The following is a 16,627-nucleotide window of genomic DNA, read 5'->3' as shown; positions in this document are numbered from 1 at the left end:
TCAGCCCGCAGCGCAGACGCCCCTGCGCCGCAGTGCGGTCAGGTCGGCCGCGCCGCATCCGTGCAGGCAGATCAGCAACTCGTGAAGGAAGCACTGCAACCAGTCGACGACCGCCTCGACGGACTCGATGGCCGGCGCCAGCAGCGGTCGCGCCACGGCGACCATCTGGGCGCCCATCGCCAGCGCCTTGGCCGCATCCATCCCCGTCCGGATACCGCCCGAGGCGATCAGCGGCATGTCAGGGAGCAGCTGGTGCACCTCGGCCAGCGCCTGCGCGGTGGGGATGCCCCACTCGGCCAGCGCCGGATAGCGCACCTCGCCGTAGCGGACGAACTGTTCGATGCGGGCCCATGACGTGCCCCCGGCGCCGGCGACGTCGACCGCGGCGAGCGGGCAGTCGACGAGTTCGGCCGCCGCTGCTGCGCCGATCCCGTGGCCGACCTCCTTGAGCACGACGGGATAGCCGATTGCCTCGACCACCTCGCGCAACCGCCCGATCGAGCCGGAGAAGTCGGTGTCGCCCTCGTGCTGCATGGCTTCCTGCAGCGGATTGGTGTGCACCGCCACCGCGTCGGCGCCGACCTCGGCCAGCGCGTCTCGGAGGCCGGGCACCAGGTCCGGGCCGAGCTGGGCCAGCCCGATGTTGCCGATGACGGGGATGTCGGGCGCCACGCCCCGCACGTCGAAGCTCACCGCGGTGGCCGGGTCGTCGATCATCACGCGCTGGGATCCCAGCATCATCCCGATACCCAGCTGCTGAGCTGCGGCGGCCAGGTTGCGGTTGATGATGCCGGACAGCTCTGCCCCGCCCGTCATCGCGCCGATCAGGACCGGAGCGCGCAGCCGGGCGCCGAGGAACTCCGTGCTCAGATCCACACTGTGCAGGTCGGTCTGGGTCAGCGCGTTGTAGGGCAGCCGGTAGCGCTCCAGGCCGGTGCGAACGGACTGGTAATCGACCTCTTCGGTCAGGCAGACGTCGATGTGTCTGCGCTTGCGGTGTGCCGCGGTGAACGTGGGGTCGGGCGTCATCGTTCAGGCCCCCTGCGACAATGGCGTGGTGTCTGAGGGTCTCTGGATCGCGATAGCGGTCATCGCCGTTCTGCTTGTTGCTGCACTCGTGGTCGGATTGCTGCGGTACCGCAAGCGGCGGATCAGCCTCTCCCGTCCAGACACTGCTACTCCTGTAGATCGCTCGGGCGGCTACACCGCCTCGTCGGGCATCACGTTCAGTCAGTCCACCCCGACCGTGACCCCGCCGGAGGTGAAGCCGCCCAGCCGGCCGGAGCCACCGCCGGCGAGCCGGCCAGAACCAACGCCGGCGAGCCGGCCAGAACCAACGCCGGCGAGCCGGCCAGAACCAACCGCCCCGCCGCAGCCCGAGCGCATCGACACCACCGGGCTACCCGCCGTCGGCGATGATGCCACCATCCCGAGGGACGCGCCGAAGCGTCCGATCGCCGATGTCACCCTTCCTGAGCCACCGACCGCGCCGCCGGTCGAGAGGCCCGCGCCGCCGGCCGAGACACCCGCGCCGGTCGCACCGGCTGGACCGCCTGTGCCGGAGGCCCCCGCCCCTGCGGAGATCCCGACCGGCGCCGAGGCGCCGGACATCGAGGCCATCGCGCCGCCGGAGGGCCGGCTGGATCGACTGCGTGGGCGGCTGGCCAAATCTCAGAACACCCTCGGTCGCAGCATGCTCGGCCTGCTCGGTGGCGGCGATCTCGACGAGGACTCCTGGGAGGAGATCGAGGACACTCTGCTGATCGCCGACCTGGGCCCGGTCGTGACCGAATCGGTGGTGGCGGCGTTGCGCGCCAAGATGGCCAGCAGCCAGGTGCGCACCGAGGCCGACGCCCGCGCCGTGCTGCGCGACGTGCTGATCACCGAACTGCAACCCGACCTCGATCGCTCCATCCGAGCGCTGCCGCATGACGACAAGCCCTCGGTTCTGCTGGTCGTCGGCGTCAACGGGACCGGCAAGACCACCACCGTCGGCAAGCTGGCCCGCGTGCTGGTCGCCGACGGCAGGCGGGTTGTCCTCGGAGCCGCTGACACGTTCCGCGCCGCCGCCGCCGACCAGCTGCAGGCCTGGGCGTCGCGGGTCGGCGCGCAGGTGGTCCGCGGCGCCGAGGGGGCCGACCCGGCCTCGGTGGCGTTCGACGCCGTCGACACCGGCATCAACTCCGGTGCCGACGTCGTCGTGGTCGACACCGCCGGGCGGCTGCACACCAAGAGCGGGTTGATGGACGAGCTCGGCAAGGTGAAGAGGGTGGTGGGCCGCCGGGCGGCGGTCGACGAAGTGCTGCTGGTGCTCGACGCCACGATCGGCCAGAACAGTCTGCCGCAGGCCCGGGTGTTCGCTGAAGTCGTCGACATCACCGGTGTCGTGCTGACCAAGCTGGACGGTACGGCCAAAGGCGGCATCGTTTTCCGCGTCCAGCAGGAGTTGGGTGTGCCGGTCAAGCTCGTCGGACTCGGAGAAGGGCCCGACGACCTCGCGCCGTTCGAACCCTCGGCCTTCGTCGACGCGCTGCTCGGCTGACTGTCCTTCGTGGCGCTACGCCGCAACACCGGTTCGTGGCGCTACGCCGCAACACCGGGGACGAAAATTGTTCCACGGCGCGACCGTTTTTGCTGAACGTGCCTGGTGAAACCTGAGCGTAACCGGATGTGTGAACCCGTTCACGTAGCTGAAACACGAACGAATCACAGGTGAAACGCGCGCACAAGAGTCTCTTCGGGAGGCCGATCATGTCGGCTCACGTCCCAAGGAGGTTCAAACAAAGTGGTTTTTGGCTTGCATGACGTGGCCCTAGCCATACCAGATGATCAGTTCCTGCCGTTCGGTGAAGGCGGCCTGAGCGCGGGCGATACGGCGTGGATCATCACCGCCGCTGCGCTGGTGTTGTTCATGACCCCCGGCCTCGCCTTCTTCTACGGCGGGCTGTCGCGGCAGAAGTCCGTCCTGAACATGATGATGATGTCGTTCGGCTCCCTGGGTGTCGTCAGCGTCATCTACGTGTTGTGGGGCTATTCGATGTCCTTCTCCTCCGCGCACGTCGGCGGTGGAAACTATTTGGGCCTGTTCGACAACCCCTTTGCGTTGTTCGGGGTGAACCAGCTCACCGAAACCCGCGAGATCGACGGGGTCGACACCTTCGTGCTCGGTGGATTCGGCACCGTGCCCGCCATCGTGTGGGTGGCCTTCCAGCTGACCTTCGCCGTCATCACCGTCGCCCTGATCAGCGGCGCGGTGGCTGAGCGGATGAAGTTCGGCACCTGGCTGCTGTTCGGCGGCATCTGGGTCACCCTCGTCTACTTCCCACTGTCGCACATGGTTTGGGGCGGCGGCCTGCTCTCGGGTGCCGAGGGTGGCATCGCGGCGATGATGTTCGGCACCGATGAGGAAGGTGGCGCCAACGTGGCGCCCATCGACTTCGCCGGTGGCACCGTGGTCCACATCAACGCCGGTATGGCCGCACTGGTACTGGCGCTGCTTCTCGGAAAGCGCAGTGGCTTCGGCAAGTCCGCCTTCCGTCCGCACAACGTCCCGTTCGTGCTGTTGGGCGCGGCCATCCTGTGGTTCGGCTGGTTCGGCTTCAACGTCGGCTCCGAAGGCGCCGCGGACGTGCTCGCCGGTCTGGTGTGGGTCAACACCACCGCGGCGACCGCGGCGGCCATGCTGGCCTGGTTGCTGGTGGAGAAGATCCGGGACGGCCACGCCACCAGCGTCGGCGCCGCGTCGGGTATCGTCGCCGGTCTGGTCGCGATCACCCCGGCGTGCGGTAACTTGACCCCGATCTGGTCGATCGTGGTCGGCGCGATCGCGGGTGTGCTCTCGGCGCTGGCGATCGGTCTGAAGTACAAGTTCGGTTATGACGACTCCCTCGACGTGGTCGGTGTGCACCTGGTCGCGGGTCTGTGGGGAACCATCTCGCTCGGCTTCTTCGCGACCGACGCCGGCCTGTTCGTCGGCGGCGGCTTCGAGCAGCTCGTCGTGCAGTTCGTCATCGCGCTGGTGGCCGTGATCTTCACCGCGGTCATGACCCTCATCATCGCCTTCATCGTCAAGCCACTGGGCTGGCGGGTGTCCAAGGAAGACGAGGACACTGGTATCGATGAAACCGAACATGCCGAAACGGCTTACGAGCTCGCCTGATCGGCGACAATTTCATCGGAAGGGATCAACTACATGAAGCTGATTACTGCGATCGTCAAGCCGTTCACTCTCGAGGACGTCAAGACTGGTCTCGAGCAGACGGGTATCCTCGGAATGACCGTGAGCGAGGTTCAGGGTTACGGTCGCCAGAAGGGCCACACCGAGGTGTACCGCGGTGCCGAGTACTCCGTCGATTTCGTACCGAAGGTGCGGGTCGAGGTCGTCGTGGACGATGCCGCCGTCGACAAGGTCGTGGACGTCATCGTCCAGGCCGCCCGTACCGGGAAGATCGGCGATGGCAAGGTGTGGGTAAGCCCGGTCGAGACCGTGGTCCGAGTCCGCACCGGTGAGCGGGGGGCCGACGCCCTGTAATCGCCCATCCATCTGAGGACGTCGTCTCCCGGCTCTGCGCCGTGTGAGCGCTGGATCGTTAAGTGCCGGGAGGACAACAGTCATGACAGAGCGGAAAGCAGACCCCGCCGCCGGAGCGCCCCGATGGGTGCGCCCGGCGGCGGGTTCGTCTCGGCCGGCGACCGATCTGGCAGCGGCCGCCGAGCAGCTGCTGGTCGGAGGCTCTCGCCAACTCGAGTCGGCCGCCCTTCGCGATGCCCTGCTCGATCTGTACGACTTCTGGTTGACCACAAAGGCCACCGAGATCGGCATCACCGCGAGCAGCGGGTTCGCGATCGTCGCCACCGGTGGGCTCGGCCGGGGCGAGTTGTTGCCGTATTCGGATCTCGACCTGATGCTGGTGCACGACGACATGCCGACCGACGTCGTCGCCGAGGTCGCCGAGTTGTTGTGGTATCCGCTGTGGGACGCCAACATCCGCATCGACCACAGCGTGCGGACGGTCGAGCAGGCGCTGACTGTGGCCGGGGAGGACATGTCGGCCGGGTTGGCGATGCTCGAGGCGCGCCACATCGCCGGTGACCCCGACTTGTCGGCGATGTTGATCGGGGGTGCGCGCAGGCAGTGGCGCACCGGGATCGCTTCGCGGTTCGACGAACTGGTCGAGCACACCAAAGCGCGTTGGGAACGCAGCGGTCAGATCGCCCACCGGGCGGAACCCGACCTCAAGTGCGGCAGGGGAGGACTGCGCGACGTTCAGCTGCTCAACGCGCTGGCCATCGCCCAGCTCGCCGACGTCTATCCGTCCCGCTCACTGGTCTCACCGACCGAAACCCTTGGTGACGCGCATCTCTCGCTCCTCAACGTGCGCACCGAACTGCATCGGGTGGCGGGCAAAGGCCGCGAACTGCTGCTGGCCCAGTATGCCGACGAGATCGGCGCCGCACTGCGCATCGGCGATCGATTCGACTTGGCGCGCATGCTCTCCGACGCCGCACGCACCGTCAGCTACTACGTCGATGCCGGAATCCGGACGGCCGCCAACGCCTTGCCTCGCCGCGGGCTGGCCGCGCTGCGTAGGCCGGTGCGCCGTCCGCTCGACGAGGGGGTGATCGAGTTCAACGGCGAGGTGATCCTCGCCCGTGACGCGCGTCCCGAGCGTGATCCCGGACTGATTCTGCGCGTCGCCGCCGCGTCGGCGACGACCGGTCTGCCGATGGCTTCCTCCACGCTGAGTCGCCTTGTCGAGAATGCGCCGGAGCTGCGCACTCCATGGCCCCGACAAGCGCTCAAGGACTTACTCGTGATGCTTGCTGCCGGCCCGCCCGCGGTGGCGACCATCGAGGCGCTCGACCGGACCGGGCTGTGGGGCAGATTGTTCCCCGAGTGGGGGGCGGTGCGGGATCTGCCGCCCCGCGACGTGGTGCACATCTGGACGGTCGACCGTCACCTCGTCGAAACCGTCTCTCGGGCAAGTGCTTTCACTACCCGGGTGGCACGCCCGGATCTCTTGGTCCTGGGCGCGTTGGTGCACGACATCGGCAAGGGTCGTGGCGGCGACCACAGCGTCATCGGCGCGGAGCTGGCCACCCAGATCGGAAATCGGCTGGGGTTGTGGCCCTCGGACATCGACATCCTCGCCAAAGTGGTGCGCCACCACCTGCTCCTGGCCCAAACCGCGACCCGTCGAGACCTGCAGGACCCCAACACGATCGCCACCGTGGTGGACGCCCTCGGCGGCGATCTGGTGGTGCTCGAGCTGCTCCACGCTCTGGCCGAAGCCGACTCACTGGCCACCGGCCCCGGGGTGTGGGGCGACTGGAAGGCCTCACTGATCGGCGACCTGGTGCGTCGGTGTCGGCTGGCGATGGCCGGTGAACCGCTGCCGCAACCCGATCCCGTGGACCCGCGGTTCGTGTCGCTGGCCGCGCAGCACAAAGTCCATGTCGAACTCACCCCGGCCGACACCGCACACATCTTCAACGTCACGATGATTGCCCCTGATCGTCGAGGACTGCTGTCGAAGGCGGCGGGGGTGCTGGCGTTGAACTCGTTGCGGGTGCACTCGGCGTCGGTCAACGGTCACCAGGGCGCGGCGATCAACACCTTCGTCGTCTCACCGCGCTTCGGTGCCCCGCCGGCGGCGGAGCTGCTGCGTCAACAACTGATCCTGGCCCTCGACGGCGACCTGGACGTGGTCCGAGCGCTCGAGCAGAAGGACGCCGAGAGCGCCGGACCGGGCCGGGCGGGCGAAGTGCGTGCCGCGGTACCGATCAACGCGCCGGCGGCGCCACCGCGTGTGCTCTGGCACCACAGCGACGGCACCGACCAGGTGGTCGCCGAGATCCGGGCCACCGACCGGGCCGGTCTGCTGGCTCTGCTGACCGCGGTGTTCGAGCGCGCCGACGTCGACATCTCGTGGGCGAAGGTAACCACGTTGGGATCCTCGGTGGTCGACGCCTTCGGCATCGTCCTGGCCGCCGGGGCCGACGAGACGGCAGTGCGCCAGAACCTGGAGGCCGAGTTGTTCGCGGTGCTGCCGACTCCGCCGCCCGCCAAGCCGGCCGAACAGGCCAGCTGACGCCGCGTTCGAGCGGGCAGACCCACTACAAGTAGTCTTGGGTGCGTGTTTGAATCGCTGTCCGACCGGTTGACCGGAGCTCTCTCGGGACTGCGTGGCAAAGGCCGGCTCACCGACGCCGACATCGACGCCACCGCCCGCGAGATCCGATTGGCCCTGCTGGAAGCCGACGTGTCGCTGCCGGTGGTGCGGCAGTTCGTCACGCGCATCAAGGACCGGGCCAAGGGCGCGGAGGTGTCGGCGGCGCTCAACCCGGCCCAGCAGGTCGTCAAGATCGTCAACGAGGAGCTCATCGGCATCCTCGGCGGAGAGACCCGCCAACTGGCGTTCGCGCGCAACCCACCCACCGTGATCATGCTGGCCGGCCTGCAGGGCTCGGGTAAGACCACGCTGGCGGGCAAGCTGGCCCGCTGGCTGAAGGGCCAGGGGCACACACCGCTGCTGGTGGCGTGCGACCTGCAGCGCCCCGGGGCGGTCAACCAGCTGCAGATCACCGGTGAGCGCGCGGGCGTGCACGTCTTCGCCCCGCATCCCGGCGTCGCGCCCGGCGGTGCCGAACTCGAACAGATGACCGCCGGCGACCCGGTGGCCGTCGCGGCGGCGGGCCTGAACGAGGCCAAGTCCAAGCACTACGACGTGGTGATCGTCGACACCGCGGGTCGACTGGGCATCGACGAGGAACTGATGCGTCAGGCCGCCGCCATCCGCGATGCGGTCAATCCCGACGAGGTGCTGTTCGTCCTCGACGCGATGATCGGTCAGGACGCGGTGACGACGGCCGACGCGTTCCGGGAAGGCGTCGGGTTCACCGGCGTCGTGCTCACCAAGCTCGACGGTGACGCGCGAGGCGGCGCCGCACTGTCGGTCCGCGAGGTGACCGGCGCACCCATCCTGTTCGCCTCGGCGGGGGAGAAGCTCGAGGACTTCGACGTCTTCCACCCGGACCGCATGGCCAGCCGAATTCTCGGCATGGGCGATGTGCTGACGCTGATCGAGCAGGCCGAGCAACACTTCGATCAGGCCCAGGCCGAGGCGACCGCGGCCAAGATCGGCAGCGGTGAGCTGACGCTGGAGGACTTCCTCGAGCAGATGCTGGCGATCCGCAAGATGGGTCCGATCGGCAATCTGCTGGGCATGCTGCCCGGCGCAGGCCAGATGAAGGACGCGCTGGCCGCCGTCGACGACAGCCAACTCGACCGGGTCCAGGCGATCATCCGGGGCATGACGCCGCAGGAGCGCGCCGACCCCAAGATCATCAACGCGTCGCGTCGCCTGCGCATCGCCAACGGCTCCGGGGTGTCGGTCTCCGAGGTCAACCAGCTCGTCGACCGCTTCTTCGAAGCGCGCAAGATGATGTCGTCGATGGCGGGCCAGATGGGAATGCCGTTCGGCCGCAAGAACACCCGCAAGGCGGCCAAGGGTAAGGGCAAGAAGGGCAAGAAGGGTGGCAAGGGTCCCACCCCGCCCAAGACGCGCAATCCGCTCGGGGCCGGCATGGGCGGTATGCCTGCCGGTTTCCCCGATCTGTCCAACATGCCCAAGGGTCTCGACGAGTTGCCTCCGGGTCTCGCCGACATCGATCTGTCGAAGTTGAAGTTCCCGAAGGGGAATTGATGCGGCTGCACGTTCGCGGCAGAAGCCTGCCCGACGGTGAGCCGGTGCAGTGGTGGACAATCGACGGCGTATTGAGCGCCGAACCGGTCGCCGGCGCGGAAACCGTGTTCGACGGTGGCTGGATCCTGCCGGGTCTGGTCGACGCGCACTGCCACGTCGGACTCGGTCCCGGCGGTCCGATCGAGATGGACGAGGCAGTCGAACAGGCCGAAACCGAGCGTGGGGTCGGGGCGCTGCTGCTGCGCGACGCCGGCTCACCCACCGACACACGCAGTTTCGACGACCGTGCCGATCTGCCCCGGATCATTCGGGCCGGCCGCCACCTGGCGCGGCCCAAGCGTTACCAACGCGGCTTTGCGATTGAACTCGAAGACGAGTGGCAACTGCCTGATGCGGTCGCCCAACAGGCCCGGTGGGGCGACGGCTGGGTGAAGCTGGTCGGTGACTGGATCGACCGCGACCTCGGCGAGCTGGCTCCGCTCTGGTCGGATGAGGTGCTCAAAGCGGCGATCGATGCCGCGCACGCCAACGGCGCGCGGGTCACCGCGCACGTGTTCAGTGAAGACGCGCTCCCGGGGTTGATCCGGGCGGGCATCGACTGCATCGAGCACGGCACCGGCCTGACGGAGGACACCGTCGACCTGATGGTGGAGCACGGCACGGCCCTGGTGCCGACGCTGATCAACATCGACAATTTCCCCGACATCGCCGCCGGCGCGGGGAAATACCCCAAGTACCAGCAGCACATGCTGGCGCTGCACCGATCGTGTGCCCAACGCATCGGCGCCGCCCGGGAAGCCGGGGTTCCCATCTACGCCGGCTCCGATGCGGGCAGCGCCGTCGCGCATGGCCGCATCGCCGACGAGGTCGAGGCGCTCAAAGGCATCGGCATGACTCCGACCGACGCGCTCGGCGCGGCCTGCTGGGATGCCCGCCGGTGGCTCGGCCGTCCCACTCTCGAACACGGTGCATCAGCGGATCTGGTGTGTTTCGACGACGATCCCCGCGGCGGGCCCGAGGTGCTGGGCAATCCTGCGCTGGTGATGTTGCGCGGCAAGGTTTTCTGACGCCGCGAGCGTGCACCTACCGTAGCGTCGCGTGTCCACCGGCTACCGGTAACGCACGTTCGCGGCACCCGATCAGTGGCTGAAGCCCCAATCGAGGAGTTCGATGGCCTGACCGTAGAGGTCCCCGCTGCCGTACATCTGCACCACGACAAGACGGCGGTTGCCGCGCTGCGCGGCGCCGACATAGGTCTTGCGGGCCAAGTTGGTGTACCCCGTCTTACCGCCGAGATCACCGGGGTATCGGGTCAGCAGTTCGTTCTGGTTGTGAATCGTCTTGCCGGGGAACTGCGCTGACGGAGAGCGCATGATGTGGGCGATCAACGGATACTGCAGCGCCGCGCGCATGATCACCGCGAGGTCGTGCGGTGTGGTCACCGACTCCCACCCGGGACCGTCGAGGCCCGACGGTGACGAGGCCTTCGTGGCCCGCGCGCCGACCAGAGCCGCCTTGCGGTTCATCGCCGCCACAGCGACCTGCTGACCCCCCAGCATGTCGGCGAGCATGTTGGCGGCGTCGTTGCCCGACACCATGAGGATGGCTTCGAGCAGTTGGCGAGTGGTGTAGGCCTGCCCCGGTTCCAGGCCTACGCAGGAGCACTCGACGGTGGTGTGTGACGCGTTGGCCCTGGCGAAGCTGTCCGGACTCAACCGGTCCAGCACCGTCATCGCCAGCAGCACCTTGATGGTGCTGGCCGGGGCGTAGCGCCCGTAGGGATCACGGCTGGCCAGCACCCGTCCGGTGTCGAGGTCGGCCACCAACCAGGCCTGGGCCGGGCCCCCGGCCGGGACAGACTGGGCGGCAGCGGGTTCGGGCTGGGCGTGGGCCCAGGGTGCCGACGACAGCTGCGCGCCCGGCAGGACCGCGCAGAGGGCGAGCGCCAGCCCCGCGAATCGTCGTCGCACGTGTCGCGACGCTAGTGACGTCAGGACTCGCTAAGCGCGCGATCCGGTCACCATCGGGTATCGGGAGTTTGAGCTCACAGACGGCCGACGCCGGAACCGGCCGGGACGGCGAAGCCCCAGTCGAACAGGGCGGCCGCCTGGTCCCAGTACGTGGGCTCGCCCTCCTTGTTGAGTCCGTGCATCATCGCCACTACCAGATTTCGGCCGCCCCGGTGGGCGCCGCCGACGAACGTCTTGCGGGCCAGGTCGGTATAGCCGGTCTTGCCCCCGAAGGTGCCCGGGTAGCGGACCAGCAGTTCGTCCTGGTTGACCAGCACGCGGTCGCCGTCGCGGGTCGGGAAGACCGCGCTGGGTTGGGCGGTGATCTGCGCGAACACCGGGTTGGCCACGGCGGCGCGGAAGATGACGGCCAGGTCTCGCGGCGTCGACCAGATGTCGATGCCGGGGCCGTCGATGCCCGACGGCGAACCGGCGTTGGTGCCGTACGCGCCGAGCAGAGCGGCCTTGCCGTTCATCTTCATCAGCGCCGCCTCCCGGCCGCCGAGCATCGTGGCCAGCGTGTTGGCCGCATCGTTGCCCGAGACGAGCAACATGGCTTCCAGCAGCTGCCGGGCGGTGTACGTCATGCCGGGGGTGACGCCGGCACAATTGCACTCCACGCGGGTGTCGGCCTCGTTGGCCACGACCGTCGCGTCGAGCGGCAGCTCGTCGAGGACCGTCAGCGCGGTGAGCACCTTGATGGTGCTGGCCGGGGCATAGGCCGCATGTTCGTTGCGTCCGGCCAGGATCTCGCCGGTGTCCATGTCGGCGAGTACCCAGGCCTCGGCGGGGCCACCCGGGACCGGCACCGATCCGGCGGGCTGGCTGACCCCGGCAGCGGGTATGGCAGTCGCCGTCGGTGCGGTGGGGCCCAGGGTCACGCCGGCGAGCAGACACAGCGTCGTCCCCAGACACGCGAGAAGCCTTGTCATGTCCGGTGAGCCTAAACCCGGGCGTGGATCGTGTTCAATCGATGCGTGCTGAGCCTCGAGGAGATTTCCGACCGGATGGAGATCCAGCAGCTGCTGGTCGACTATTCGACCGCGATCGACCGCCGTCGGTTCGACGACCTCGACGCGGTGTTCACCCCCGATGCGTACATCGACTACCGCGCGATGGGGGGCATCGACGGCCGCTATCCCGAGGTCAAGGCGTGGCTGGCCGAGGTGTTGCCGAACTTCCCGGTGTATTCGCACATGCTGGGCAACCTGTCTGTGGTGTTCGACGGGGACACCGCGAGCTCCCGGGTGATCTGCTTCAACCCGATGGTGATCGACGCCGAGGCGAAGCAGATCCTGTTCTGCGGGCTGTGGTACGACGACGAGTTCATCCGGACCCCCCAGGGCTGGCGGATCACCTCTCGGGTCGAGACGAAGTGCTTCGACAAACTACTCTGACCTGATGTGACCGACGTCGATGACCTCGTCCCCGACTCCACCGTCAGGAACATCGAACAGGCAATAGCGCGAAGCGCTTTCGCGGAACTCACCGCGTTCATCAGCCCGTTACCCACCAGCCAGATCGTGGCCATCCTGGAGCGACTCGACAGCAACGAGCGCGCGGTCGCCTACCGGATGCTGCCCAAGGGACGCGCGCTGGAGGTGTTCGAGGTTCTCGACCCCAGCCTGCAAAGCGACCTGGTCCTCGCCCTGCAGGACGAGCAGACCGCCGAGCTGTTCGCCGATCTGGATCCCGACGACCGGGTCGAGCTGCTCGACGAACTGCCGGCGAACCTGGCCCGCCGACTGCTTCAGGGCCTGCCGGCCGACGAGCGGGACATGACCGCCGAGATCCTCGGCTACCCGCAGGGTTCGATCGGGCGGCGGATGAGCCCGGAGTTCGTGCGGGTGCGCCCCGAGTGGACCACCGCCACCGCGTTGACCAAGCTCAGCGACCACCTCGACGACGCCGAGACGGTCTACACGCTGCCGGTGACCGCCGACGATCGCACCCTGATCGGGGTCGTCAGCCTGCGCGAACTGCTCAAAGCGGCTCCGGGGACGACGGTGGGGCAGGTGATGCAACCCGCCCAGTGGGTTCACGCGACCGACGACGCCGAGACCGCCGCCCGGCGCTGCGCCGACCTGAAGATGCTGGCGCTGCCGATCGTCGACCACGAGACGCGGATCGTCGGAATCCTGACCGTCGACGACGCCCTGTCGATCCTGGAGGACGCCGACTCCGAGGACCAGGCCCGCATCAGCGGCGTCGAGCCGCTGCGCCGCCCTTACCTGACGGCCCCGGTGCTGGGGCTGATGCGATCGCGGGTGGTCTGGCTGTTGGTGCTGGCGGTCGGCGCGACGCTGACCGTCCAGGTCCTCGAGGTGTTCGAGGAGACGCTCGCCGAGGTCGTGACGTTGGCGCTGTTCATCCCGCTGCTGATCGGCACCGGTGGCAACACGGGAAACCAGGCGGCCACGACCGTGACCAGGGCGCTGGCACTCGGCGACGTCAGACCGCAGGACCTGGGCAAGGTGCTGTTCCGCGAGTTCCGGGTCGGCCTGTCACTGGGTGTGGTGCTCGGGGGGCTGGCGTTCACGATCGTCTCGCTGATCTACGGCGTCGACATCGGGACCGTGATCGGGCTGACCTTCCTGGCGTTGTGCACGATGGCAGCCACGGTGGGCGGGGTGATGCCGTTGATCGCCCGGGCGATCCGCGCCGATCCGGCGGTGTTCGCCAACCCGTTCATCTCGACATTCGTCGATGCCAGCGGTCTGCTGGTCTACTTCTTCATCGCCAAGGCGGTTCTCGGGATCTGAGTCGCGATTTTCTGCCGAGCGCCGTGGTCTGGCACAATGGGCGGCTGTCCGGGCGCGGTGTCCTTCGTGGACGTGCCGTGCTCTGGTCACACACGTCAAGCAAAACCGGGTCCCGGCATCCCGCCGGCGATCGCTGAATTGCAGCGTGGCAACCACAGGAGAAGTAGTTCGACATGGCTGTCAAGATCAAGCTCACCCGTCTCGGGAAGATCCGCAACCCCCAGTACCGCATCGCCGTCGCCGACGCCCGCACCCGTCGTGAGGGACGCGCCATCGAGGTCATCGGCCGTTACCACCCCAAGGAAGATCCGAGCCTGATCGAGATCGACTCCGAGCGTGCCCAGTACTGGCTCGGCGTCGGTGCCCAGCCCACCGAGCCGGTTCTGCAGCTGCTCAAGATCACCGGTGACTGGCAGAAGTTCAAGGGCCTGCCCGGCGCCGAGGGCACGCTGAAGGTCAAGGAGCCCAAGACCAGCAAGCTGGATCTGTTCAACGCTGCGCTGGCCGAGGCCGAGAGTGGTGCGACGACCGAGGCCACGACGCCGAAGAAGAAGAAGGCGCCGGCCAAGAGCGCCGAGGCAGCCGCCGAGCCCGCCGCCGCCGAGCCCGCCGCTGCTGAGCCGGCCGAGGCCACCGAGCAGACCGACTCCGCCACCGCCGAAAACTGAGCCCCCGATGAGCTCTGTTGTCGTCGACGCTGTCGAACACCTGGTCCGCGGGATCGTCGACAATCCCGACGATGTCCGCGTCGACATGGTGACCAGCCGCCGCGGCCGCACGGTCGAGGTCCACGTGCACCCCGATGACCTGGGTAAGGTCATCGGGCGCGGTGGACGCACCGCGACCGCACTGCGCACGCTGGTCGCCGGTATCGGCGGGCGCGGTATCCGCGTCGACGTGGTGGACACCGACCAGTAGCCGCACATGGACCTCGTGGTCGGGCGGGTCGTCAAGGCGCATGGCGTCACCGGCGAACTCGCTGTCGAGATCCGCACCGATGATCCGGACGACCGGTTCGCCCCGGGGGTCACGCTGCGCGGCCGCACCCCCCGCGGGGGAGCCGAGACCGAGTACGTGGTCGCGTCCGTCCGTGAGCACGGCGGCCGCCTGCTGGTGCGGCTGGACGGTGTCGGCGACCGTGACAGCGCTGACCGGTTGCGCGGCACGGTGTTCCTGGTCGATTCGGCGGACCTGCCTCCCATCGAGGAACCCGACGAGTTCTACGACCACCAGCTCGAGGGCATGACGGTGTCGACCTCCGGGGGACGTGTCGTCGGAACCGTCACCGAGGTCCTGCACACCGGGGCGGGGGAGTTGCTGGCCGTTCGCGCGGGTGACGGAGCCGAGGTGCTGGTGCCCTTCGTCTCGGCCATCGTGGTGTCGGTGTCGCTGGCGGACAACGCGATCGAGATCGACCCGCCCGACGGTCTGCTGGATCTCTAGGGAGTCGCTGCGGTGCGCATCGACGTGGTGACGATCTTTCCCGAGTACCTCGAGCCGTTGCGGCAGTCGTTGCCGGGCAAGGCGATCGAGGCGGGCATCGTCGAGTTGGGCGTGCACGATCTGCGCACCTGGACCCATGACGTGCACCGCTCGGTGGACGACTCGCCGTACGGCGGCGGGCCCGGGATGGTGATGCGGGCTCCGGTGTGGGGTGAGGCGCTCGACGAGGTCTGTTCACCCGAAACGCTTCTCGTCGTTCCCACGCCCGCAGGCCGGCTGTTCACCCAGTCCATGGCCCACCAGTGGGCCGGGGAAGCCCATCTGGTGTTCGCCTGCGGCCGCTACGAGGGCATCGACCAGCGGGTCGTGGACGACGCCGCGCGCCGGATACGCGTCGCCGAGGTGTCGCTGGGGGACTACGTGCTGCCCGGCGGCGAGTCGGCGGCACTGGTCATGATCGAGGCGGTGGTGCGCCTGCTTCCCGATGTGCTCGGCAATCCGGTTTCGCATCAGGACGATTCGCACTCCGCGTTGGTCGGCGGCCTGCTGGAGGGCCCCAGTTACACCAGGCCGGCGAGCTGGCGCGGGCTGGAGGTTCCGCCGGTCCTGCTCTCCGGCGACCACGCCCGCGTCGCCGAATGGCGACGCGAACAGCGACTGCAACGCACCCGGGAGCGGCGTCCGGACCTGCTCGACTGAATCAGGCCAGCCCCTGCGGGAACATCGTGCGCACCGCTTGGGTGATGGTCTCACGGGCAGTGCCGGCATCGGTGGCCTGCATCGAGCCGATCGCCATCACGAACCGGCGGTCGCGGCCGATCACCCCGGTGGACAGATGCAGCCAGTCGGATCCGATGCAGCACATCCAGCCCTGCTTGACCGCGACCGGCTCGCCGGGCAGACCCTCGGGAATGCCGAACCGCTGGGGATACACGCCGCCGGGAACCATGCCGTCGGGTGCCGTCGGCGTCGAGGCGGCCAGATTGGTCAGGATGACGTCGGCCTGCTCGGCGGGCAGTCCGCCGGTCCCGGCGAGCAGCATGTCGTAGTAGCGCACCAGGTCGGTGACCGTGCTGATGGTGTTGTACCAGCGTCCGTTGCTCGGCGCGCGGGTCTGTGCCAGGCCGTAGCGGGACACCACGCGGTCGATGATCGCGGTCCCGCCGCTGCGATTCCAGAACACCTCCGCGGCGCTGTCGTCGGACGACCGCAGCATCACGTCGAGGGACTGCCAGTCCTCGGGGCTCAGCGTCGTCGAACCCTGCGCGACCTGCAGCAGCAGATCGTCGGCGATGAACAACTTGACGACCGAGGCGACGGCGATGGTCCTGCCGTTGCCGTTGGTCACCAGTTGGCCGGTGTTGCGGTCGAGCACCGCCGCGGTGATGTCGGCACCTGCGGCGGCGGCCTCGGCGGTGGCCTGTTCCTCGCGCTCGGCCAGGCCGGTGAACGCGGAGGTCGGGGCGTCGGGTGGGGCCTCCGGCAGCGGGGCCATGCCGCCCAGCGGCGCCACAACCGTCATCTGTGGTCCCGACGGCGCCGGCGCACTGCCGTGCACGGCGGCTTCGCACGCGGTCATGACCATCACGGCGCCCACGAGGGCCGCGGTCGTCCGCGCCAGCCGCCACGGCCGTTGCATCACTGGATCCTCCAAAGGCGTCCGTACCATCGCTCGTAAGAACATCGCTGCCGTCCGCCGTTCTGGCGC

General features: G+C 68.4%; 16 protein-coding genes. 12 read left to right on the top strand and 4 right to left on the bottom strand.

Annotated features, from left to right (window positions below):
- Nucleotides 1-1,029 carry a type 2 isopentenyl-diphosphate Delta-isomerase gene (gene fni, locus ACEWX3_RS18750; RefSeq protein WP_207067484.1) on the bottom strand — a complete coding sequence of 343 codons (1,029 nt, stop codon included), beginning with the start codon at nt 1,027-1,029 and terminating at the stop codon, nt 1-3.
- A 28-nt stretch (nt 1,030-1,057) separates the two neighbouring features.
- Here fni and ftsY point away from each other — a divergent pair, with 28 nt between their 5' ends.
- From ftsY to ACEWX3_RS18720, 6 genes are all read left to right on the top strand, one after another.
- Nucleotides 1,058-2,542 carry a signal recognition particle-docking protein FtsY gene (ftsY, locus tag ACEWX3_RS18745; RefSeq protein WP_374157308.1) on the top strand — a complete coding sequence of 495 codons (1,485 nt, stop codon included), beginning with the start codon at nt 1,058-1,060 and terminating at the stop codon, nt 2,540-2,542.
- Nucleotides 2,543-2,806: 264 nt separating this feature from the next.
- Complete coding sequence (locus ACEWX3_RS18740) at nt 2,807-4,159, top strand: ammonium transporter (protein WP_207067486.1); 1,353 nt, start codon at nt 2,807-2,809, stop codon at nt 4,157-4,159.
- A gap of 33 nt (nt 4,160-4,192) precedes the next feature.
- Nucleotides 4,193-4,531: a P-II family nitrogen regulator gene (locus ACEWX3_RS18735; RefSeq protein ID WP_011779408.1), complete on the top strand. Its 339-nt coding sequence runs from the start codon at nt 4,193-4,195 to the stop codon at nt 4,529-4,531.
- 82 nt (nt 4,532-4,613) lie between these two features.
- Nucleotides 4,614-7,091 (top strand): [protein-PII] uridylyltransferase, encoded by a 2,478-nt coding sequence (locus ACEWX3_RS18730; protein WP_374157307.1) that lies wholly within the window; start codon nt 4,614-4,616, stop codon nt 7,089-7,091.
- Nucleotides 7,092-7,136: 45 nt separating this feature from the next.
- Nucleotides 7,137-8,705 carry a signal recognition particle protein gene (gene ffh, locus ACEWX3_RS18725; protein ID WP_374157306.1) on the top strand — a complete coding sequence of 523 codons (1,569 nt, stop codon included), beginning with the start codon at nt 7,137-7,139 and terminating at the stop codon, nt 8,703-8,705.
- Nucleotides 8,705-9,772, top strand: a complete 1,068-nt coding sequence (locus tag ACEWX3_RS18720; protein WP_374157305.1) for an amidohydrolase family protein — start codon at nt 8,705-8,707, stop codon at nt 9,770-9,772. Before ffh ends, ACEWX3_RS18720 begins: the two co-directional genes overlap by 1 nt.
- A gap of 72 nt (nt 9,773-9,844) precedes the next feature.
- On the opposite strand, the gene ACEWX3_RS18715 is transcribed toward ACEWX3_RS18720, so the two are convergent.
- Together ACEWX3_RS18715 and ACEWX3_RS18710 are read right to left on the bottom strand one after the other, a co-directional pair.
- The gene (locus ACEWX3_RS18715; RefSeq protein WP_207067490.1) at nt 9,845-10,675 is read right to left on the bottom strand and encodes a D-alanyl-D-alanine carboxypeptidase family protein; all 831 of its coding nucleotides are present in this window, start codon (nt 10,673-10,675) and stop codon (nt 9,845-9,847) included.
- Nucleotides 10,676-10,749: 74 nt separating this feature from the next.
- A complete protein-coding gene (locus ACEWX3_RS18710; RefSeq protein WP_374157304.1) occupies nt 10,750-11,646 on the bottom strand; it encodes a D-alanyl-D-alanine carboxypeptidase family protein in 897 nt (298 codons plus the stop codon).
- 45 nt (nt 11,647-11,691) lie between these two features.
- Between ACEWX3_RS18710 and ACEWX3_RS18705 the strand changes: the two genes are divergently transcribed.
- The 6 genes from ACEWX3_RS18705 (at nt 11,692) to trmD (ending at nt 15,618) form a co-directional block, all read left to right on the top strand.
- Nucleotides 11,692-12,111: a nuclear transport factor 2 family protein gene (locus ACEWX3_RS18705; protein WP_207067492.1), complete on the top strand. Its 420-nt coding sequence runs from the start codon at nt 11,692-11,694 to the stop codon at nt 12,109-12,111.
- A gap of 51 nt (nt 12,112-12,162) precedes the next feature.
- Complete coding sequence (gene mgtE, locus ACEWX3_RS18700) at nt 12,163-13,476, top strand: magnesium transporter (protein WP_374159893.1); 1,314 nt, start codon at nt 12,163-12,165, stop codon at nt 13,474-13,476.
- 173 nt (nt 13,477-13,649) lie between these two features.
- Nucleotides 13,650-14,144: a 30S ribosomal protein S16 gene (gene rpsP / locus ACEWX3_RS18695; RefSeq protein WP_374157303.1), complete on the top strand. Its 495-nt coding sequence runs from the start codon at nt 13,650-13,652 to the stop codon at nt 14,142-14,144.
- A 7-nt stretch (nt 14,145-14,151) separates the two neighbouring features.
- Complete coding sequence (locus ACEWX3_RS18690) at nt 14,152-14,394, top strand: RNA-binding protein (protein ID WP_003881089.1); 243 nt, start codon at nt 14,152-14,154, stop codon at nt 14,392-14,394.
- A gap of 6 nt (nt 14,395-14,400) precedes the next feature.
- Entirely contained in the window at nt 14,401-14,919 is a 519-nt protein-coding gene (gene rimM, locus ACEWX3_RS18685; protein ID WP_374157302.1) for a ribosome maturation factor RimM, read from the top strand.
- A 12-nt stretch (nt 14,920-14,931) separates the two neighbouring features.
- Nucleotides 14,932-15,618 (top strand): tRNA (guanosine(37)-N1)-methyltransferase TrmD, encoded by a 687-nt coding sequence (gene trmD / locus ACEWX3_RS18680; protein WP_374157301.1) that lies wholly within the window; start codon nt 14,932-14,934, stop codon nt 15,616-15,618.
- A 1-nt stretch (nt 15,619) separates the two neighbouring features.
- Here trmD and ACEWX3_RS18675 read toward each other — a convergent pair whose 3' ends face one another.
- The gene (locus ACEWX3_RS18675; protein ID WP_207067497.1) at nt 15,620-16,558 is read right to left on the bottom strand and encodes a hypothetical protein; all 939 of its coding nucleotides are present in this window, start codon (nt 16,556-16,558) and stop codon (nt 15,620-15,622) included.
- Nucleotides 16,559-16,627 lie beyond the last annotated feature (69 nt).

Origin of the sequence: Mycobacterium sp. G7A2 (assembly GCF_041902445.1) — a bacterium.
GTDB lineage: Bacteria > Actinomycetota > Actinomycetes > Mycobacteriales > Mycobacteriaceae > Mycobacterium.
The sequence above is the reverse complement of the archived record's forward strand: the minus strand, read 5'-3'. Positions and strand labels throughout refer to the sequence as shown.